At 39.6% G+C, this 20,766-nt stretch carries 15 protein-coding genes; 8 read left to right on the top strand and 7 right to left on the bottom strand.

The window, feature by feature from the left end; all coding sequences use genetic code 11:
- Positions 1-335: 335 nt before the first annotated feature.
- The 5 genes from DWA30_RS08835 to DWA30_RS08815 form a co-directional block, all read right to left on the bottom strand.
- Positions 336-1,211: a pseudouridine synthase gene (locus DWA30_RS08835; RefSeq protein WP_114492179.1), complete on the bottom strand. Its 876-nt coding sequence runs from the start codon at positions 1,209-1,211 to the stop codon at positions 336-338.
- 107 nt (positions 1,212-1,318) lie between these two features.
- Entirely contained in the window at positions 1,319-2,275 is a 957-nt protein-coding gene (locus tag DWA30_RS08830; RefSeq protein WP_114492178.1) for a carbon-nitrogen hydrolase family protein, read from the bottom strand.
- A 49-nt stretch (positions 2,276-2,324) separates the two neighbouring features.
- Positions 2,325-3,239 (bottom strand): geranylgeranylglycerol-phosphate geranylgeranyltransferase, encoded by a 915-nt coding sequence (locus DWA30_RS08825; RefSeq protein ID WP_114492177.1) that lies wholly within the window; start codon positions 3,237-3,239, stop codon positions 2,325-2,327.
- A 30-nt stretch (positions 3,240-3,269) separates the two neighbouring features.
- Positions 3,270-4,208 (bottom strand): mevalonate kinase family protein, encoded by a 939-nt coding sequence (locus tag DWA30_RS08820; protein ID WP_114492176.1) that lies wholly within the window; start codon positions 4,206-4,208, stop codon positions 3,270-3,272.
- A gap of 133 nt (positions 4,209-4,341) precedes the next feature.
- Positions 4,342-5,433 carry a diphosphomevalonate decarboxylase gene (locus DWA30_RS08815; RefSeq protein WP_114492175.1) on the bottom strand — a complete coding sequence of 364 codons (1,092 nt, stop codon included), beginning with the start codon at positions 5,431-5,433 and terminating at the stop codon, positions 4,342-4,344.
- Between the two features lie 120 nt (positions 5,434-5,553).
- On the opposite strand from DWA30_RS08815, the gene DWA30_RS08810 reads away from it, so the two are divergent.
- The 5 genes from DWA30_RS08810 to DWA30_RS08790 all read left to right on the top strand — a co-directional run bounded on the left by DWA30_RS08810 (position 5,554) and on the right by DWA30_RS08790 (position 12,962).
- Complete coding sequence (locus DWA30_RS08810) at positions 5,554-7,143, top strand: T9SS type A sorting domain-containing protein (protein ID WP_114492181.1); 1,590 nt, start codon at positions 5,554-5,556, stop codon at positions 7,141-7,143.
- 88 nt (positions 7,144-7,231) lie between these two features.
- A complete protein-coding gene (locus tag DWA30_RS08805; RefSeq protein ID WP_114492174.1) occupies positions 7,232-8,359 on the top strand; it encodes a hypothetical protein in 1,128 nt (375 codons plus the stop codon).
- Positions 8,360-8,424: 65 nt separating this feature from the next.
- Positions 8,425-9,000, top strand: a complete 576-nt coding sequence (locus DWA30_RS08800) for an RNA polymerase sigma factor (protein WP_114492173.1) — start codon at positions 8,425-8,427, stop codon at positions 8,998-9,000.
- On the top strand, positions 9,001-9,723 hold the full coding sequence (locus DWA30_RS08795) for a hypothetical protein (protein ID WP_114492172.1): 723 nt from the start codon (positions 9,001-9,003) through the stop codon (positions 9,721-9,723). It abuts the gene before it with no gap.
- Between the two features lie 11 nt (positions 9,724-9,734).
- The gene (locus DWA30_RS08790; RefSeq protein WP_114492171.1) at positions 9,735-12,962 is read left to right on the top strand and encodes a CHAT domain-containing protein; all 3,228 of its coding nucleotides are present in this window, start codon (positions 9,735-9,737) and stop codon (positions 12,960-12,962) included.
- 24 nt (positions 12,963-12,986) lie between these two features.
- Here the strand turns inward: DWA30_RS08790 and DWA30_RS08785 are convergent, their stop codons facing one another.
- Both DWA30_RS08785 and DWA30_RS08780 read right to left on the bottom strand, forming a co-directional pair.
- Positions 12,987-14,276 (bottom strand): BaiN/RdsA family NAD(P)/FAD-dependent oxidoreductase, encoded by a 1,290-nt coding sequence (locus DWA30_RS08785; RefSeq protein ID WP_245933885.1) that lies wholly within the window; start codon positions 14,274-14,276, stop codon positions 12,987-12,989.
- On the bottom strand, positions 14,273-15,709 hold the full coding sequence (locus DWA30_RS08780) for a pyridoxal phosphate-dependent decarboxylase family protein (RefSeq protein WP_114492170.1): 1,437 nt from the start codon (positions 15,707-15,709) through the stop codon (positions 14,273-14,275). The genes DWA30_RS08785 and DWA30_RS08780 overlap by 4 nt, the downstream gene beginning before the upstream one ends.
- A gap of 77 nt (positions 15,710-15,786) precedes the next feature.
- Here DWA30_RS08780 and DWA30_RS08775 point away from each other — a divergent pair, with 77 nt between their 5' ends.
- The 3 genes from DWA30_RS08775 (at position 15,787) to DWA30_RS08765 (ending at position 20,476) form a co-directional block, all read left to right on the top strand.
- The gene (locus tag DWA30_RS08775; RefSeq protein ID WP_114492169.1) at positions 15,787-16,830 is read left to right on the top strand and encodes an endonuclease/exonuclease/phosphatase family protein; all 1,044 of its coding nucleotides are present in this window, start codon (positions 15,787-15,789) and stop codon (positions 16,828-16,830) included.
- A gap of 700 nt (positions 16,831-17,530) precedes the next feature.
- Entirely contained in the window at positions 17,531-19,225 is a 1,695-nt protein-coding gene (locus tag DWA30_RS08770) for an SBBP repeat-containing protein (RefSeq protein WP_114492168.1), read from the top strand.
- A gap of 414 nt (positions 19,226-19,639) precedes the next feature.
- A complete protein-coding gene (locus tag DWA30_RS08765) occupies positions 19,640-20,476 on the top strand; it encodes a helix-turn-helix domain-containing protein (protein WP_168421761.1) in 837 nt (278 codons plus the stop codon).
- Positions 20,477-20,766 lie beyond the last annotated feature (290 nt).

Here is a 20,766-nt window from a genome sequence, read left to right as displayed (position 1 = left end):
ATAGTGGAAACTAAATTTAGACATGTTAAATAGGAATACCTTGAAAACTATCGAGATATAACAAAAATTTAACTGCTATAATCAGATACGGAAGGGAGTAAGCCAATAGGCTAATCGATGCGTCGGACTACCTGTTTTAATTACAGGACCCCATACTACGGTAGAATAGAAAACGGAAGCTAGCTTTAAATTTCGGTCGACTGCCTGGCAGACTGCTTTTGAATATGACTTCCTAATCCTCAAAAGCCCGAACGTAGAAACACGATTCAATTTGTTCAGCTAAATCGCGGCAAATGTAATCTATTTTTTAAAACGCCAAAGGTTTTAAGAAAATTTTATAGCATAGAAAAAAGCTCTACTTCTTTTTGGGTAAGGATCTTCCAACGCCCTCGTGGCAGGTCTTTTTTAGTAAGATGAGCAATGGTTACACAGTCTACACGAACCACATTATACCCCAAGTGGTCGAAGATAGTGCGAATCACGCTATTACCCATATGTTTGATCTTAAGGCCAACTTCCTTTTTAGGTGCGTTATCCACATAACTTATTTCCTCTACTTCTATAGTCTTTCCGTCTACGCTAAGTCCTTCGGAAATTTTCTGTAGATCGTCTGCTTTAAGATTCTTATCGAGCTCTACATGAAACAAGCGCTCCATCCCTTTTTTGCTCAATTTTTCCTTTAATTTATCGTCATTCGTAAAGAACAAAAGGCCGGTTGCATTTCTCCCCAATCTTCCAATGGGCGTTACACGCACCGAGGTTGCATTTGCGATAAGGTCCATAACGGTTTGTCCTTTACTCTCGCTGGTGGTCGTTGCAAAGCCTTTAGGTTTGTTAAGTAATACATATACATTCGGTTCGGGGTTGATTCGTCTACCGTCAAACCGCACATCATCGCTTAATTGCACTTTATAGCCCATTTCATTTATAATCTTCCCGTTTACTGAAACTAGGCCGGTAGCGATATAGGTATCGGCTTCTCTACGGGAACAGATCCCGCTATTAGAAATGTATTTGTTAAGACGTATTCCTCCTTCGGAAGAATTTTTTGAAGCAGTAGACTTTCCACTCATTTTATTTTGTCGTCCTGACTGCTTGTTGGTGTTCTCTTTTTTAAATGGAGCGTTTCCTCTTGCACTGCTTCGCTTTTTCGTATTATTTCCTCCCCGCCCTGAAGCTTTTCCTTTACTACTTTTATCCTGTCTGCTCATTTTCTATATTTTTTGCAAAGATACTATAATAAACTTCCAAGTACGAAGAATGGAGCCATAACTTAGTGTCACCAATACGTTTAAGGTGTGTACTAACAAAAATGCACTCACTCCTTAATTTGCAATGTGGATTGTCGTTCTCTATTTACGATCAATTTAGTGACATCGGGACGTGAATAATGCCCAACCGGATCGAAATTCTGTCGTTCTTCTAAGACTTTGTTAAAGTCTATGGTATGATAAAAATTCCCCGACTTATTAATGATGGGTGCTACTTCCCATTCGCCGTTTGGCGCTGCTATACAGCTGCCTCCATTGGCCAATATTTCGGGTGCATGTTCAATTATTTGGTTGTAGTAAGGTGTGTTCGTCGGGAAATCGGCTTTGGTCATTAATGCCGAAACCGAGACTACGAAACTTCGACCTTCTCTTGCTATAAAACGTGTAATGTCTTTTGTGTTGTGGTCGCTGCCGGGCCATATGGCCACGTGCAGGTCTTCGCCCTGCGCGTAGAGCGAAGCTCTTGGTAGCGGCATCCAATTCTCCCAACAATTAAGTCCGCCAACGGTAAATTGTTTTAATGTATGCACTCGAAGGCCGTGACCATCGCCCGGAGACCAAGTTAATCGTTCGTCGTAGGTGGGTTGCAGCTTCCTATGAACCGATGCAATAACTCCTTCGGTGTTAATGTAGACCAATGAGGCATAAATACTATGCCCGCCTCTGTCCTTTGGGCGCTCTATAAGGCCTAAATAGATCGCAATGCGATGTTGTTTTGCCATAGCGCACACCTCGGCCAGTTCATCATTTTCAATGGTAATTGCATTGCGAACATAATGTGCATGTAGCGATTTATTTAATTGGGTATCCCATTCTGCTCCACCAGTTAGCGCCAACCAAAAAGGATAGCCGGGAAGCAACCCTTCGCCAAAAATTATTAGCTCGGATTTTTGTTTGGCTGCTTCCGAAATCTGATCTTTAATTTTAGTTAAGGTCGCTTCTTTATTAAGCCAAACCGGAGCAATTTGAGCCATAGCGATTGTAAGGAATCTTGGATCTTTCATGTTTTAAAGATAGGAATTCTGCTTCTGAAATTACCGATGGACCCTGGTGTTAAATTTTAAGCAAAAAACGATTCAAAAGCAAATCGACATCAATTAAAACAATACTGAACACACCAATAACAATAATCAATTTTAAAATGTTATGAAGAATCACATAATGAAGTTTACGCTTAGAATACCAAAGAATTCCCAGAAATAGAAGTAATCCTAATATACTTCCGAAGAAATAAATATTCATATAACCGATCTCAAAACGAGTCAATAAAAAATAGGTAGGAATAGCAGTGAGTACAGCCAGCACCGTAAGCATTTTTTTCGATAATTTTTCGCCATATACAACAGGTATGGTATGGTATTCTTGTGCTAGATCGCCTTTCAGGTTTTCTAGGTCTTTCACGAGCTCCCGCATAGAGATAAGTAAGAACAAGAAGGTAGCATGCACGAAAATAACAAGGTCGAAATTCCGATAGTAAATAAAGACTGCAAAAAACGGAATTACCGCCAAGGTCGCAGCAATAATATTACCGATGAATGGATATTTTTTAAATTTATGAGAGTACAACCAAATGCCAAATATGTAAAGCGAAAAGAACACTACCGCTCTAAATGAAACATAACTCGCAAAGATCACCGAAACAAAATTTAAAATGAAATAGCCGGATAGTTTGGTACGCTGACTCACCAAACGATCGAGCATGGTCTTTTGTGGACGGTTAATAAGATCTTTTTCACTATCGTAAAAACTATTAATAATGTATCCTCCCGCGATCGCAGCTGCCGAAGCCAACACCAGCATTAATAGATTTAAATCGAATAATACCTGTTTTGCAGGAAGATGAGGCGCTAAAATATAAATAGAAGTAAGGTATTGTGCGATGACAATAACTAAGATGTTATACCCTCGAACAATAGAAAACAAACTAAAAGACTTTATTAAAAAGTGTTTTTGTTTTCTAGTTAGCATACAGCTCCAATTTTAGGGAAAAAGAGAGGGCTAGAAGTTATATACCACTTCTAACTTGTAATCTTTAAGGGCCGTTCGTGCTTTATCGATATCTTCGGTAAATCCAAGCATATAGCCTCCACCACCCGAACCACAAAGTTTAAGGTAATAGGCGTTGGTTTCTATCCCTTTCTTCCACAAGGTGTGAAATTGTTTTGGGATCATGGGTTTAAAATTGTCCAAAACCACTTTCGACAATTGTTTGATATTGCCAAACAACGATTTTACATCACCTTGAAGAAAATCTTCTACACAAGCATCGGTATGCTTTACAAACTGATCTTTGAGCATGCTTCGGAAACCTTCTTGCTTCATATTCTCCATAAAGATCTGTACCATAGGCGCCGTTTCACCTGTGGTGCCACTATCTAATAAGAAGACCGCTCCTTTCCCGTTCTCGGTCTGAGACGGGATTCCCGCAGGCTCAATATTGTCTTTAGAATTGATCAAGATCGGTAGACTTAAGTAGCTGTTCAACGGATCTAGTCCTGAGGACTTCCCATGAAAAAAAGACTCCATGGCTGCAAAAATTGCCTTTAATTGTAATAATTTATCGCGTGTAAGATTTTCAAGTACCGTGATCTTATCCGTAGCATATTTATCATAGATCGCAGCCACCAAAGCACCGCTACTGCCTACTCCGTAGCCTTGCGGAATACTAGAATCAAAATACAAGCCTTCTGCAATATCGTTACGCATCGCCTTCAGATCGAAATGAACCAATTCAGGTTGCTCTTTCTGAAGTGTTTCTAAATACGTCGCAAAACGATTTAAATTGTCATTGGATTTATGAGTACCTACCGTTTTATGTGCATCGATCTTTAACGCGCCATTGTAAAAGTTATACGGTATAGACAATCCTTTAGAGTCTTTAATGATGCCATATTCACCAAATAGAAGGATCTTAGAATAGAAAAGGGGACCACGCATAGTGTTATTTTAGTATGTTAAATGTACAGCATTTTAACACAAAACCATAATTATACCGCAAAGATACAGTATTACCAATTATATTTTCTGAAAGTTATCTAAAATTATCAGGTTTTTGAAGTACTTATAAACACTACAACTTATTGGCTATCAATTGTGCACCTTTCCCGCTTACATCTTCAATATACTCTCCATTTTTACAAAACTGTGTCAATTCCGATCTAACAAAAGCCAAAACTTGCTGCTTCTCATTTTCGGGGTACAATACATGAACGTTCGCGCCCGCATCTAGGGTAAAACAAATATGACTCCCTGTAGTTTTTCTAAATTCCCAAATTAGATTAATGATCTCCAATGTGTTGGGCTTCATTAAAATAAAATAAGGGCTAGATGTTAGCATCATAGCATGCAACGACAGAGCTTCACTTTCTACTATGTTGATGAATGCGGGAAGATCTCCCTTCTCTAAAACCGGAACTAGCCTCGAAAGTTGGTCGCTAGCTTGTTGAAATCGCTGTACGGCAAATGGATGCTCATGCATTAGATTGTGACCTACCGTACTACTAACTTGTTTTTCTCCCTTGTCCACCAACAAGATCGTATCTTGAAAGTTCTTAAAAATGGAATGCACTTCGTATGGATATGGAAGTCCGTAGAGATCAGTGCTGCCTTCGATCGAATCGTGGGCTCCCCAAACAACCAATTCTCCTTCTATACTTCTACAAGCACTTCCCGAACCTAAACGCGACAAGAAAGATGCTTTTTGATTAAACCCTGCACCGGTCATTTCGACGCCTGCTATCGAACGCTCAATACTTGTTAAACACAACGCCAACGCACTCATTCCGCTGGCAGAAGATGCTATACCACTACTATGTGGAAACGAATTAGAGGTCTCGATCTTAAACGAATACGCATTTACCAAGGGCATATAAGGCTCTATTCGTTCTAAAAAGGTTTGAATTTTTGGAGCAAACTCGGGTGCTGGTTTCCCCTCAAACCAAATTTCAAAAGTGATGTCGTTGTTTTTTTTCTTCTGAAAAGAGACAGTGGTCGTCGTATGACTCTTACTTAGCGTAAAACTAATAGACGGATTTTTAGGCAGTTGAATTCCGTGTTTTCCCCAATATTTTATCAACGCAATATTACTGGGAGCACGCCAAGTCACACTCCCCTGTTCTGGCATTTCTGAATAAGATTGCGGCAGGAATTGAGCTTCTGTCATTGAAGTGAATTTTCAGAAGCAAATATACGCAAAAGCCAAGGTCGGTAAAATTTTATATACGAATTGATGACATAACTATTCTTGGACGATGATGATGTAGACAACCAAAAATTCAAGATCATGAAAAATTTTATTACAATCGCCGTTTTAATGGCCGGCAGTATAACAGGAATTGCCCAAGATGCATCCATACAATGGCAAAACACTATTGGTGGTAGCGAGTTAGACCTAGCATTAGCCTTAACGGCAACCGATGACGGAGGTTTTATCGTCGCAGGAACGTCAGAATCGGATATATCCGGGGATAAAACAGAAGATTCGAATGGAGGGTTAGACCTTTGGATCGTAAAATTAAATGACATGGGACAAATCGCATGGCAAAACACCATTGGCGGCAACGGCGATGATTATGCACTTTCAATAGAACAAACTACCGATGGAGGATATATTGTAGGTGCCGGTTCAGACAGTGATATTTCGGGAGATAAAACCGAAAATTCTAGAGGTGGATTAGATTATTGGATCCTTAAACTAGATAGTGCCGGAGACATAGAGTGGCAACGCACGTACGGAGGTGATGCTGCCGATTTCGATGCAAGAGTGGTGCAAACAAGCGATGGCGGCTATTTTGCCGGAGGATATTCCGATAGTTCCGTTTCGGGTGATAAGACCGACCCAAGTAATGGCCAGCGTGATTTCTGGGCAATTAAAATGGATAGTAGTGGCGATATTGTTTGGCAAAACAGTATTGGTGGCAGTTTGATCGATAGGCCGCAAGCAGCTTTTGAAACAAGCGATGGCGGATTTTTAATGGCAGGTGGATCAACTTCAAACATATCGGGTGACAAGACTGAAAACGCTATTGGCGATATCGATTATTGGGTCGTAAAATTGGATAGTAATGGTGTGGTTCAATGGGATAATACCATTGGCGGAAATGATCTTGAGCTCGTAAGACATGCTATTCAAACCAGTGATAATGGATATTTAATAGGTGGTTATTCAAAATCGGATGCTTCGGGTGACAAGACCGAGGATTCTCAAGGTGTTGAGGATTACTGGGTGGTGAAATTAAATGAGATGGGTGAGATCACATGGCAAAATACGATTGGTGGTAGTGCCATTGATTTTCTTACCAATGTTGCAGAGATTGATGGCGGCGGATTTCTTATTTCAGGCTACTCCAATTCAAATGCTTCAGGAGATAAAATGGATGACTCTAACGGTGGTTATGATCTTTGGATCCTACGTTTAGACAGTTCGGGTGGCTTGGGAAGCCAAAACACGCTAGGTGGAAGTGGCGATGAATCTCGTGCATTCCTTCAACAATTACCAGGCACCAATTACATAATTGCCTGCACCTCAGATTCTCCTATCTCTGGAGATAAAGACGAGGACAGTGAAGGTCTTGAGGACTATTGGGTCTTCTTAGCAGATGCTTCCTTATTAGGCATTTCAGAAAATAATGACCTTCTCAAACCTATCATTTTTCCAAATCCATCGCAGGGTCATTTCACCATTGATCTAGGCGCAACACATTCGCAATGGGAAGTACAAGTGCACTCGGTATTGGGAAAATTAGTCGCTTCGGAAAGATTTTATAATACCAGTCGAGCAACATTCGGGCTCAACCTTTCAAGTGGTATTTATAGCATAAATATTCGCTCTTCCGAAGGAAAGACCATGACCCTTAAACTAATTAAACAGTAACATTATAGAGCGTAGCCTACTTCTAAGAAATAATTGATGACATTTTAAAGATTATTCGATGAAGTGACAAACCAAACATCCTCATATCATGAAAACGCAATTATTTTTAGCCATGCTTTCTATAAGCTTCCTACAGACCGGTTGTTTTTTTCCAAATAATGATGCCAAAGAAGCTTCGAACGATGCAGCTTACTCAGAAACCAATACAATGATACCACAAGAATACGAACAACAAAACACCATGGACAAATCGAACGATGACGACAATCAACGCACGAATGGAATCACCTACTTTAAGAATTATGATCCTAAAGCAAACATGGTATCTAGCACGATTCCGTTCCCCTCTTCATGGAAACAATTGACAAACAATCGTGAGTTTAAATTTGAAGGGCCGAACAACTTGAAAGTAAGCGGTGAATTTGGTCGGAATTTTACATACGGCCAATACGGTGGAAATAACCGTCCGCCTATGAGTCTTCAGCAAATTATACAGGAATTCTTTATGCCTACTGCACAGCAGACCAATAGAACATTGCTCACCACTTACGAATTACCTCGTGTCGCACAAGTGACACAAAATTATAGAGATCGTCTATGGAAATATGCTCCATCACAACAAACAACGAAGGCTTATGCCTTGGAATGGAAAGACACCAATGGCATGAAGTACATTACGGTAATCAATGTAATAAATGATCAATCGCAGTTTGGAAGCTATTGGGGCTTTTACGGCAACTATCTTCAAGCACGTTCGCAAGACTTTGAAACTGCGAAGAAGGCTTTTATCTACGGTTTGGAGCATGTAGAATACAATCCGCAGTGGATCGCAGCATTTAACCAAAAAGAAATGCAACGTGCTAATGTTAGTAATGCAGCTCACCAGCAACGTATGGCGGCCATTAATGCAAGAGGAAACGCAATCTTGGAAACAGGAAAGATATACAGTGAAATATCAGACATAAGTCATGCCGGCTATTTGAATAGGAGTAATATTAATAGCCATGGACACAGTAAAACCATTAGCGGAATCAATGAAACGATCACTATTGCCAACCATAATTCTGGTGAGCATTACAGTGTTCCGATGGGCAATAAGTATTATTGGGTAGGAAAAGATGGAACCTATTTTGGCACCGATAATAGTCTATACAACCCTAACACAGATCAACGCATGAACTCTAACGATTGGACGCAATTTGAAATAGAACAGTAATTTGAGAATTTCCGAAGGCGACTGTCGCGACAAAAATTTTAGTATCTTTCCCTATACTACACGGTATGGGGAAAGTAATACACATAGACAAGCAGTTGCAATTAGTAAAAGCGGTTCAAGCAAACAATGAAACTGTACTCGAGCAATTGTACCATCAAAATTATTTCAAGACCGAAAGTTATATCTTAAAAAACAACGGTACTATGCCCCAAGCTAAGGACATTTATCAAGAAGCATTTATCACCATGTGGCAAAACGTGAAAGAAGGGAAATTTACCCCCAGCAACGAAACGGCCTTACAGGGGTATTTATACCAAATCGCCAAATTCAAGTGGATGGATCATCTGCGTTCTGCTCACTATAAAAAGACAGGGTCACTATCAGATGTCTTTGAGCTAAAAGACACTTCAACCGATATGCCTCATGAAATGGATTTGGAGCAGCAAGAACGCAGGGCAAAAGGCATGCAAGCCTTTAAAAAATTAGGTAAAGAGTGTAAAGAACTCTTAGAGGTGTTCTATTTTGAAAAGAAATCGCTTCGTGAGATCGCGGCTCAATTCAATATTGGGGAAGCCTCTGCTCGCAATAAAAAATATCGTTGTATACAAAAATTACGGTCGCTTACCGGACAGCAAGATTAAATGAAAGAACCATTAGACATATCACAAGAAGAATTCGAGCAAATCGAAGCCTATATTAATCAATCGCTTTCTGAAACTGATAAGGTTCAGTTTGAAATACGATTAAGGAACGAGCCTGCGCTTTCCGAAAAAGTAGCCGAAATTCGCGATACGATCATGGCAATTGAAAGCAGCATACTTGCAGAAAAAATGGAAGGATACCACCAAAATCTTTCGACTGAAAAAGCCGAACGAAACCATCAAAACTATCGCCCGTTTGCCTATGCCGTCGCGGCAATTCTCATTGTTGCGATTGGAGTGCTTTGGATGATGAACCAAGGATCTGATCATGAAAGGCTATTTGCTTCACATTTTACTCCGGATCCCGGTCTGCCTACCACCATGAGTACAACAAACGACTATGCGTTTTACGAAGCTATGGTTGATTATAAGCGGAAGGCGTATGCAAGCGCTATCGCAAAATGGGAACCAATTTACGAAGCGAAACCCAATAACGACACACTTGCTTATTTTTTAGGGGTGGCCGAATTAGCTAACAATAATGAAACAAAAGCAATAACATACCTTACACAATCTGAAAGTTTCGACAACAGCATTTTTGAAGAAGAAGCTCATTACTATTTAGGTATGGCCTATTTAAAAGCCGGGGATTTAATATTGGCGAAAAAACATCTCTCCTTAAGTGCTACCGAAAAGGCAAAAAAGGTACTAGCAAACCTTTAAAATTAACACCTATGAAAAAACGATTGTACCTTCAGATCTTACTTGTGGTTTCAGTGTTTTTTCTAACTACTTCTGGGTATTCGCAACATGACACTATTAACGGGGTCCAAAAGCTTCGGCAGCTAATTAACGAAGGTAAAATAGCGGCAGCTACACTGGAGCTTGAATCGCAGCTCAACACTTTCCGAAGTAAAAAAAAATATGACACCCTACCCTATTATGTGGAATTTGTAGGAAGTTATACACTTGCTAACAACGACTGGAACACTGCACTAAAACGAGCAAAAGCATTTGTTGAAGAACTAAAAAAGCACCAAGACCCCGGTATTAGTAAACAAGCGTTAAAGGAATTGGCTTGGATCTACAGTGAAACAGGAAAACCAGAAAAAGCTTTTGAAGCCTTGCAAGAAGCCTATCGCTTTGCAGAAGCACAAACGGAAGAAAAAGGAGCCACTAAAGCTGACATACAATACAATCTAGGATATTATGCTTCTGCCATGGGGGATTATCCACTATCTAAAATACACTACCAACGTGCGAATCGATTAGTCAAGTCCAGTAACAAGGTAGACCATGTTTTCTCTCAACAAATAAACAATGCGCTTGGCGGACTCATGTGGCGTGAAGGGAAAATGGATAGTTGCAATTATTACTTCAATCAATCTTTAGAAGCGCTTACCAAAACCGACGACACTCCAATAAACACCTATTATCGTCCGGCGTTGGTTAAAATGAATATGGCAGTCGTATCTAACATCTTAGGCAAGAACCATGAGGCCATTCAATATTCGGAATCGGCCATTACGAACTTTCAAAAATATATTGATAAAGAAGTAGATGAGCAATTGCGAATGGCAGCTAGGGGGAATCAGTTGGTCGCTATCGATAATTTAGGGGTGTTCTACAACGCCATAGGAGAATTTAAAAAGGCCGAAGAAATTATCACCTACTCCTATTTACAAAAGAAAAAAGATAAGAATGACAACGACCCCAATGTAGTTATTTCAAAGATCATTCTTGCGCAAGCCAAATTAAACACTAGAGACCTAGAAGGTGCTGAACAACTATTAAAAGACGCGATCCGTCAAATAGAAGAAGGCTTAGTAGTTCAATTCTATTGGCACGCCGCCGCCTTAACAACACTGGCTAAAGTATACGAGCAAAAAGGAGAAATAACCCAAGCAGCACGTTTATTTGATCGTGGTGAATTGCTCTATAGAGAAGTGCTACAAGGCAATTATAACAATGAGTACTTACTAGAACTTAGTACTATGGCACTTTTCTATGCCACGAACGGGGAGCAAGAACGCGCCGTAAATTTGGCGCAAGAACTTCAACAAGTTACTACCTCCGGGAGCTTTAAAAATACGATCCAAGAACAAAAAGGATTAATTACGTTAGCCGAAATCTACTATGATCTTAAAGACTATGAGAACGCATTAAAATTTAGTGAAGCGGCGAGTGAATTTAAAGTAGAGGCCGTTCTAAAGAATCCTATAGATTCGATCTTTGTTCAGTATTCCAGACCTCGTTCCTTATTGCTTAATGCTAAGGCAAAGTATAATTTGGAAACACAACATGACGAAGCTTTTCTACGTATGCTTTCCAATCAAATTGATGACGGATTAGAAATACTAGAGCAACGCAAACGTATAATTAGCTCTTACGAAGATTATAGTTTGTTGATAGAAGAGAACCACGACCTATTCAGTTTTGCCAAGAAATTACGTCTCGAATTGTATCGAATAACAGGTGATGAATCCTATCTTAATGATGCTATTGCCCTTCACGAATCGGCGATCTACAATCGCATTCGATCACGTTTAAATCTTCGGAATACCATAGCATTTAAGAATATCCCGGAATCGGTATTGGACAGAGAAAGAAGTTTGAAAAGTGCACTTTCATCTTCGCTTACTTCTGAAACAGCTAATTTTTCAACGTTTCTAGACACCCAGCGAGCGTGGAACGCATTTCTAGATTCTCTTAAAACCAGCTACCCCAACTATTATACAATGCGTTATGGTACTCTAGAAGAATCGATCGCATCTCGTTACGACGACATTCCCGATAACACTACCGTTGTTCGCTATGTATACGTGGAAGATAATTTATATGCGTTTGTGATCACGCCTTCAGAAAAAAGAATGATACAACTAAATGACCGAAATATAGCGGAAGACATTCTAAAACTCCAAGAAGCAACATTCGAAATCGCCGCAGTGAGTCAACCATTGAACAGATTGTACAATACCGTTTGGAAACCTATCGAGGCGCATGTGACTACCGAAAATGTGGTTATTATTCCCGATGGTCCACTTTTCAATCTAAGTTTTGAAATGCTTACCCCACAATCAATCGTTACTTTTAAAGAGCTCACAGATAATTCGCTGCTGGCTCGACATAATATCTCCTATAATTTTAGCCTTTTAATGTTAGGTACTTCGGAAGAGCCCATGCTTTTTAAAAATGAATTCATTGCATTCGTCCCTGAATTTACCGGAAAGATGAAAGATGATTACAAAATGGCAATTACCGATTCGGTCACCTTAGACAAATCCTACCTAACCTTGCTCCCACAACCCTTCAGCCTCGAAGTAGCAGAAAAATATGCGCGTGTTTTTGACGGCACTTCCTATCTTAATGAAAATGCTTCAAAACAACTGTTCCTTACTTCAGCAAGTGAAAACAAGATCATTCACATTGGCACCCACGCCGAATCTAACAATGTGAGTCCGGAATTGTCCCGACTTATCTTTGCAAAGGACCTCTCAAGTGATGCTTCCGTAGATAATAATTCATTGTACTCCTATGAGATCTATAACTATGATCTAAGTTCAGATCTGGCTATATTAACGGCCTGCGAAACGGGAAAACCCACCTATCAAGCAGGTGAAGGTATGATCTCACTGGCACATGCGTTTAACTATGCCGGAAGTAATAGTATTTTAACCAGTCTTTGGAAGGTGGACGAACAATCCAGCGCTGCCATTATTTCGTCCTTCTATGATCATCTGGCTGAGGGAATCCCTAAAGACAAGGCGCTAAGATTGGCAAAATTAGATTACTTAAGCACCGCAGAAGGGCGTGTGGCCTCTCCTCAATATTGGGCCGGTTTGGTATTGATGGGCGATACTACACCCTTGGAAATAAATTCAACCAGTCCGCTTTGGTATTGGCTCATAGGCATCGTCGTAATTGCTGTGTTGCTATTTTTTGTGTTTCGGAAACGCGCTTAAAGAGCATTTCAATTTAATTGGTTGTTAGCACTTTTCAGAAACTGCCTGAGCCACCATAAAACCACCGGTCCATGCATTCTGAAAATTAAATCCGCCGGTAATCGCATCAATATTCAACACCTCGCCGGCGAAGTACAGATTGGGATGCAATTTACTTTCAAAGGTCTTAAAATGCACCTCGGTCAATTCCACACCCCCCGCGGTAACAAATTCCTCCTTAAAGGTACTCTTTCCTGTTACTTTAAAAATAGAAGCGGTTAATGCAACGGCGATCCTTCTAAGCTGCTTTCTCGAAATAGCTGCCCAGGGTTCGTCTTTCACAATTTCACAACCAATCAAAATATTTCGCCATAAGCGTTTCGGAAGTCCGAATTGTGCATGCGTATACAAGCTTTGCTTCGGAAAGGTATCTTTAATTTCCTGTAGTCGGGTGCTGCAATTTTCTTCGGAAACATCGGTAAGCCAATTCACCCGTATCAGGAATTTATACTGTAAAGGTGCCAAGATACGTGCTCCCCACGCCGAAAGCTTTAAAATTGCCGGTCCACTCATGCCCCAATGTGTGATCAACAAAGGTCCTTGCGCGTGTAGTACGCTTTTTAGCTTTTGAAGTTTTTTATTGTTCAGAACATGTTCCTCCGACTCCGCATCGGAAGGTGAACCAAGGACCTCCACCGAGGCATTTGTCGCTACGCCGGGCAGGTCGTCTATTCGCGCATCATTAATATTAAAAGTAAACAAAGAAGCGACGGGCGGCACAATAGTATGTCCCAACGCTGTTAGCTGCTGCCATATCTTCGGATTGCTTCCGGTGGCAACAACAAGAATTTGTGCAGAGAGTGTCTCCTTGGTTGTTTCGAGCTCCCATCCATCATCCTTTTTTAGGATACGTTTTACCGAACAGTTTCGCTTGACCGCTATGCCTAAGCGCTCGGTTTCCGAAGTAAAACAATCTATGATGGTCTGCGAATTATCGGTAACCGGAAACATACGTCCGTCCTCCTCTATCTTTAGTGCTACACCTCGACTTTCGAACCATTCTATGGTATCACCTGTCATGAATTTGTGGAAAGGACCCAACAATTCTTTGGCCCCTCGTGGATAATTGGCTGCTAATTCCTTCGGAAGAAATTCGGCATGCGTCACATTACAACGCCCGCCTCCTGAAACTTTTACCTTTGTAAGCACCTCAGCACCTCGCTCGAGAATGCGAATACGTGCGCCGGGACTATTCTCGGCAATATTGATGGCAGTGAAAAAGCCTGCAGCGCCACCTCCAATAATTACAATATCTTTATCTATTGCTTTGGTCAAGTGAGCGGTTTTTCTTCTGCAAATTGTTCACACATTTCCAGCGTTTCTTTTATATCTTGAAAAGTGGTACGCGGATTAATAAGACACATACGCAACACTACCTGCTTGTTGAGCACAGTCGTTACTAACATCGATTCGTTAGAAGCCACCATTTTTTTAGAAATATACTGATTTAAGGCATCCAATTTCTTTTCAGAAAGCTGGTTCCCTATAGGATTATACCGGAAATTTATAACCGCCAAGGTTGCTGGAGATGTGACTTCCCAATTCGGACTTTTCCGAAGATAAGATTCTGTGGCTTCTGCAATTTCAATATTGTAGCTAATCGCCTTACGAAATTCTTTGAGTCCGAATGTCTTAATCGACATATAGAATTTCAACGCGCGAAATCTACGCGTAAGTTCAATTCCATGATCGAAGAAATTGATCTCCGACGGATTTCCTTCTACGTCTCTTAAATATTCCGGTTTTTCTGTAAAAGTGGATTTAAGCCATTTGTGATTTCGCACCAGCAAACAGCCAATTTCATAAGGCTGAAAGAACCACTTATGTGGATCGACCGTAAGTGAATCTGCTTTTTCAATTCCCTTGAGCGCCTTCTTCCCTTTTTCTGAAAGTACCGCAGCAGCACCATAAGCTCCATCGATATGAAACCAAATGTCTTCAGATTTACAGATCTTGGCCATGGCCGCAAGTGGGTCGACCGTTCCTGTATTGGTAGTTCCGGCCGTTGCAATTAGACAAAATGGTTGCAGTCCTTTTAAACGATCTTTCGCTATGGCATTCTTTAGTTTGTTGAGTGCGAATTTAAATTCAGAATCGGTTGGAATGATACGAATCTGTTTACGCGAAAAACCGGCAATTCGAATCGCTTTTATATTGGAAGAATGAGCCTGATCTGACAAATAGATCACGGCTTTCGAAAAATCTTCGCCACATTTCACTTGACGCGCTGTTACAATAGCAGTTAGATTTGCCATCGAACCTCCACTCGTGAAAATTCCACCTCCTTTTTTTGTGGGAAATCCGAATAAGCCAAGCAACCAATTCATAGTGACAATCTCGATCTCGGCCGCTGCCGGAGAAGCTGTCCATCCGCCCGAAAAAACATTAAATCCTGTCGCTAGGGTATCGGCCATCGTACTTATATAGTTGCTGGGTCCCGGGACAAACGAATACATTTTAGGGTGCGAGACGATCGAGCTCTTTGTCATCACCTTTTGTAACACAAACTCCAAGACTTCATCGGCATCAGCTCCCAGTTCGGGAGCTTGCTCCAAAAAGGTGTGATCCATTTCTTCACGAGTCGCCAATGCGACAGGCAATTTGTTTGATTGCGTCTCAAAATGTTCGACGATCGCATCGATCACTTTGTAACCGTACTCTTTCATCTCTGTCTTGGACAACGCTAAGGTCGCATCATTTTTGATCATATCCCGATTCTACTATTTTTTAAATTGAACTGCAAAAATACCTAATTTAAGATGGAAAATTACCTACTTTTATACTTATGATTTTGTACATACTCATTATCATTTTTATAATAAGCCCCTTTCTTCCTGCTACGGAGAATCCACATTGGTTCTTTCGCACTCCCGATTTTGTGCGTTTGCAAACCTTGGCAATAGAATTCCTGCTACTCGGTTTATTTTTGTGGTTGGAAGAAGATTGGACCGTTTTTAGTTGGATACTGCTAGGATGCTTAGTTGCTGTGATCGTTTATCAAGCGTTCAAAGTATTTCCATATAGCGCAATGTATCCAAGACGAAGACCTAGTGGTCCTAGCGATGGGATGGTTTCAATTTTTGCAGCCAATGTATTGCAGACCAATACCAATTTTCAGAAGTTTAAAGACGAGATCTCTCACTACGATCCCGATCTGGTACTTACGATGGAATCGAACGAAGATTGGGAGCAGGGACTTTCAGAAATAGAGAAAACCTATCCGTATTCGGTAAAGATCCCATTGGAGAATTATTACGGAATGCATTTATACGCTAAAAAAGAGTTGATCGATCCTTCTGTAAATTATCATATTGAAGAAGATGTTCCCTCTATCTATTTTGAATATCAATTGAATAATGAGCAGACCGTATTCTTCGCTTGTTTGCACCCAGCACCGCCAAGCCCAACCGAAAACGAAACTAGTAAAGAACGCGATGCAGAATTAATGTTGGTTGGAAAACATATACGTGAGATCGATAAGCCCACCGTTGTTTGTGGGGATATGAACGATGTGGTTTGGTCACGAGTCACACGGCTATTCAAACGAATGACAGGAATGATCGACCCAAGAGTGGGACGAGGGTTTTATGCTACCTATCATGCAGGCTATCGTTTTATGCGCTTTCCGCTAGATCATTTGTTTCACACTAAAGACCTTTATGTAGATGTGATGGAGCGATCGCAATATTTTGGTAGCGACCATTTTGGAATGTATTACGAGATCCATCTTAAAAAAAAAGTCCAAACCCCACCCAACCCAAAGCTTAACGGAGACGAAAAAGAAGCGATTGAAGAATTTATAGAAGATGGTAAAGACACAAGCAAATAATTGATCCAGCTTTTTTCTGGAGAAAATAACCCTTCATTTTTGTAAGAATACTCTGAAAAAGCTCAATATCAGAATTTAGCTACAAAAAAGCATTATAAATTTTAGTAATTTAGACAGCAACTAACAACGACCAATTAATTATGTTTTTCAAGAGAAGTATATCGAAAGAAATTTTCGGTGTTCACAACCTTAATTTAGGTTATCTCCAAACAGTTGTAATTACAACATCTTCCTCTAAAATAAAGCAAGTATTCGAGATTGGTTCGAGTGAACGATTTTATAGATTATGCCACCGCTAATGTATTAGACCTTTTAGGCATAGTAGTATATTCTTTTTTTGACTGTTTGATTTTCTTCGGAATCTCCAAACACTTGGCCGCTTAGGTCTACGGTAAGACTGCTTAGTTCGCAGTTTCTTTTCATAATCGAGGAAGCTTCAGTTTATCTGAAGCTTTTTTTTTGGCCACAAGGAGTTGTTTTTTTTTGATGACCGGTTCTACAGTGCGTAGCTATGTGAGATTAACTTAAAAAATAGCTGAACCGAAAAAAAATTTCTCGTCCAAGCTACTATGTTGATTATGATGTCTTTTGCAATTCTACTAATAGGTTTCACTGCTTCCAATGGAGCACTTTTGCTTTTTTTTATTGGTTTATTTGCTCTGTAACATTTAAAAATTATTCTAATTAAAATTACTTCAACATGATCAATAAAAAATTTAGCGTACTGCTTTTTTGTCTTTGTTTATCCATTTCGACCATTGGACAATCATTCGAGTGGGGAGGTCCATTTGGTGGAGCGGGGGAAGATGTAATTAAGAAAATGCACGTAGACGCGAACGGTAACAGTTATACGACTGGATACTTTACCGACACTGCAGATTTCGATATCACCAGTAGTGAATTTAATCTAATTTCAAATGGATTCTATGATGTATTTGTTCAAAAGACAAATGCAGATGGAACGTTAGAATGGGCCGTAAATGTAGGAGGAAGTATGTTCGATTATGGTACCGGTATTACGACAGATGATCAAGGGAATGTCTACATTACAGGGTATTTTGATGATACCGTGGACTTCAACCCTGGTGCAGACGAATGGTTATTAACCTCCCAAGGCGGGGGGGATGTCTTCATTCTAAAGCTAAATAGTGATGGTGCATTTATGTGGGCTAAAAGTGTTGGTGGAGCTGATTATGAAGAATCAACCGATATAGGTGTAGATGAGTTGGGTAATGTGTATGTGTTAGGATACCTATATGAAACAGCCGATTTTGATCCCAATTTAGGAGAAGTTCTTATAACGAGTCAAGGTGCAAGCGACACATTTCTACTGAAGTTAGATAGTGCCGGAGATTTTGTAAATGTATATAGTTATGGAGGAACTAACTTGGACTTAGCACTAGATATGGAAGTGAAAAATAGTAATGAAATTTATATTTCAGGATTTTTCGAAGGAACGTCAGATTTAGATCCGCGCCCGAGTGAAGAATATTTTGTGACTGCCACCGAGGGTTTTGCCGGCTACTCTATCAAAGTTGATGGTTTGGGAGGTATTACCAATGTGGTGCTTACCGAAGGTGGTGAAGTAATCGTTTATGCGGTTACAACTGACACCGAAAACAATGTATACCTCACCGGACACTTTAACGGTACCGTAAATTTCGATCCTACCTCCGGATCGGGAGAATATACTTTTACAAGCACAGCAGCCTACAATAGTTTTATTCTAAAAGTTCTGGCAGACGGTTCCATAGCATGGGCAAGACATCTCACATCTACTGATCCCTTATTTGCATACGACATTGCCGTTGGACCAAATGAGAATGTACATACCGTTGGTTATTTTGGTGGAACTGCCGATTTTGATCCGGATGTAAATGATGTGTTCGAACTAACAAAGGAGTCGGTCAATGCATCCGATGCATTTATATCTATCTTAAATTCAAATGGTATGTTTATCAATGCGTATCAATTTGGAGGCGTCGATTTTATAGATACGCACCAATTAGGTGTTGACGATCAAAATAACATTTACTTAGCAGCCCAATTTGGAAATACCGTGGATATCGACCCAAATCCTTTCGAGTCTACAGAGGTTACAGCCATAGACTTTAGAGATAATTATTTAATAAAAATTGTTGATGAAGAACTTGCTATCCCGGATCATACACGAACGTCTATAAGCATCTACCCTAATCCTACTCAGGAAGTAATCAATATTAAAGCTTCCAACAATCTCATCGGAGAATCGGTTGTGATTTATAATACGTTGGGCCAAGAGATCTCAAAGCACAAATTGAACCAAAACTTAACGATTCCGGTTACAGATTTACAAAGTGGAATATATCTCTTAAAAGTGGGAAGTCATGAACCTCTGAAGTTTATAAAATTATAGGAGTCAAAACCTAAAATCACTTTGTGTTTTACAAATTATATGCTATTTTTCGGCGTGGAAAAATGGACTATGTTTGTAGACTTTATATTAATAGCAGGGATGTCCCTGCTATTTTTATTGGTTCTATTCTTGTTAAAATCGAATAGCGGGTCGTCTAAGAAACTACTCTCCATATTTTTTTTAAACGCTATATTCTTCTTACTCTATTACTACGCGTATTTGCACAGATCTAGAATTTTAGGAGGTGTGGCACTTTTTTTTGGAAGTGGTTCTGGTTTTTTACTTGGACCGATATTACTTTTCTATGTTCGATCACTAGTACAATCATCGAAAAATTTTACTAAACCGCTTTTACTTCATCTATCCCCTTACTTTTTTTATTTATCATTGCTTTCAGCCCCCATTGCTTTAAGTATGACGTTAGGCGTCTTTCAAGACTATCACAGCAACTATGTTGCTGTCGCAGACTATATAAACCTAATTGAGAACGCCTATTTCGCTACGTATATCTTTATATCGTTAAAGTTAGTGCGACGGATTCAAAGAGCTAGACGACAGACTTATTCTTTTGTAGAGAGTAGTAACCTAGACTGGATTTATTATTTAATCATAGGCTTATTTACTATTGTGATACTGGATAGTATCTTTTCAATTTATGAGCTTATATTTCCTAGAATTGAATGGAATATTGGCACCATCATAGCCGTGTGTATAATAGTTCTATATAGCATTTTAGGATATAAAGGCATGTTTCAATCTAAAATACTATTGCCAAATTTCTTATTAGAAGAACCTAGTAATCAAGACTCGAATAACATGAACTCTAATGTATCAATCGATAAAAATTCACCCAAGTTAACGCGTCAACTCGATGTATTTTCAGAAGAAGAAATAGCAGCATTAAAATTAAAACTTGATGAAATTCTTAATGAGAAAAAGCCATACTTAAATGAATCTTTAAGTCTTTCCGAATTAGCTAAAGAACTAGGCATTACCGATAAAAAATTATCAGAATTACTAAATCAGCACCTTCAAACGAATTTCTACAATTTTATAAATACCTATAGAGTTTCCGAAGTAAAAAAGAAACTCATCGAAGACACAGAAAAAAAATACACCCTATTAAGTATCGCTTATGAATGTGGTTTTCAGTCAAAAACCAGTTTTAACCGTGTTTTTAAACAAAAAACAGGTATGTCACCTTCGAAATTCAGACAATTACAAGGTGTGAAAGCCATGGCTGAGGTTTAAATTCACGCCAAGTAGTAGCCCCCGATTTGTGAACGACATTTCAAATTACACAATAACGTCTTTATGTATTAGGGTAAGATCTTATTGATTTACACTAAAAATCCGGTGTTCAGTAATTTTACTGCTCCTTTTCTGCTTTACATAATACTTTCATTTAATAAACAGTGTTATGATTCGTGGGTTTATTTCTTCCGAAGATTTACGTATAAAAGCTCTAAAGGTAAATTTACCGATAAGGTATTATTTAGCTTCGAAAAAATAACTGATATTTTATGTTCAAGCCGATCAAC

It is taken from the genome of Candidatus Ulvibacter alkanivorans (assembly GCF_003333325.1).
Classification (GTDB): Bacteria; Bacteroidota; Bacteroidia; order Flavobacteriales; family Flavobacteriaceae; genus Ulvibacter_A; species Ulvibacter_A alkanivorans.
Note: the sequence above shows the minus strand (reverse complement) of the source record. Positions and strands in the feature narration are given on the sequence as shown.

What these genes read in the sequence shown, in the direction of transcription:
- DWA30_RS08835 (WP_114492179.1), bottom strand. Translation starts at nt 1,211, where the DNA reads ATGAGCAGACAGGATAAAAGTAGTAAAGGAAAAGCTTCAGGGCGGGGA.
- DWA30_RS08830 (WP_114492178.1), bottom strand. Translation starts at nt 2,275, where the DNA reads ATGAAAGATCCAAGATTCCTTACAATCGCTATGGCTCAAATTGCTCCG.
- DWA30_RS08825 (WP_114492177.1), bottom strand. Translation starts at nt 3,239, where the DNA reads ATGCTAACTAGAAAACAAAAACACTTTTTAATAAAGTCTTTTAGTTTG.
- DWA30_RS08820 (WP_114492176.1), bottom strand. Translation starts at nt 4,208, where the DNA reads ATGCGTGGTCCCCTTTTCTATTCTAAGATCCTTCTATTTGGTGAATAT.
- DWA30_RS08815 (WP_114492175.1), bottom strand. Translation starts at nt 5,433, where the DNA reads ATGACAGAAGCTCAATTCCTGCCGCAATCTTATTCAGAAATGCCAGAA.
- DWA30_RS08810 (WP_114492181.1), top strand. Translation starts at nt 5,554, where the DNA reads ATGAAAAATTTTATTACAATCGCCGTTTTAATGGCCGGCAGTATAACA.
- DWA30_RS08805 (WP_114492174.1), top strand. Translation starts at nt 7,232, where the DNA reads ATGAAAACGCAATTATTTTTAGCCATGCTTTCTATAAGCTTCCTACAG.
- DWA30_RS08800 (WP_114492173.1), top strand. Translation starts at nt 8,425, where the DNA reads ATGGGGAAAGTAATACACATAGACAAGCAGTTGCAATTAGTAAAAGCG.
- DWA30_RS08795 (WP_114492172.1), top strand. Translation starts at nt 9,001, where the DNA reads ATGAAAGAACCATTAGACATATCACAAGAAGAATTCGAGCAAATCGAA.
- DWA30_RS08790 (WP_114492171.1), top strand. Translation starts at nt 9,735, where the DNA reads ATGAAAAAACGATTGTACCTTCAGATCTTACTTGTGGTTTCAGTGTTT.
- DWA30_RS08780 (WP_114492170.1), bottom strand. Translation starts at nt 15,709, where the DNA reads ATGATCAAAAATGATGCGACCTTAGCGTTGTCCAAGACAGAGATGAAA.
- DWA30_RS08775 (WP_114492169.1), top strand. Translation starts at nt 15,787, where the DNA reads ATGATTTTGTACATACTCATTATCATTTTTATAATAAGCCCCTTTCTT.
- DWA30_RS08770 (WP_114492168.1), top strand. Translation starts at nt 17,531, where the DNA reads ATGATCAATAAAAAATTTAGCGTACTGCTTTTTTGTCTTTGTTTATCC.
- DWA30_RS08765 (WP_168421761.1), top strand. Translation starts at nt 19,640, where the DNA reads ATGACGTTAGGCGTCTTTCAAGACTATCACAGCAACTATGTTGCTGTC.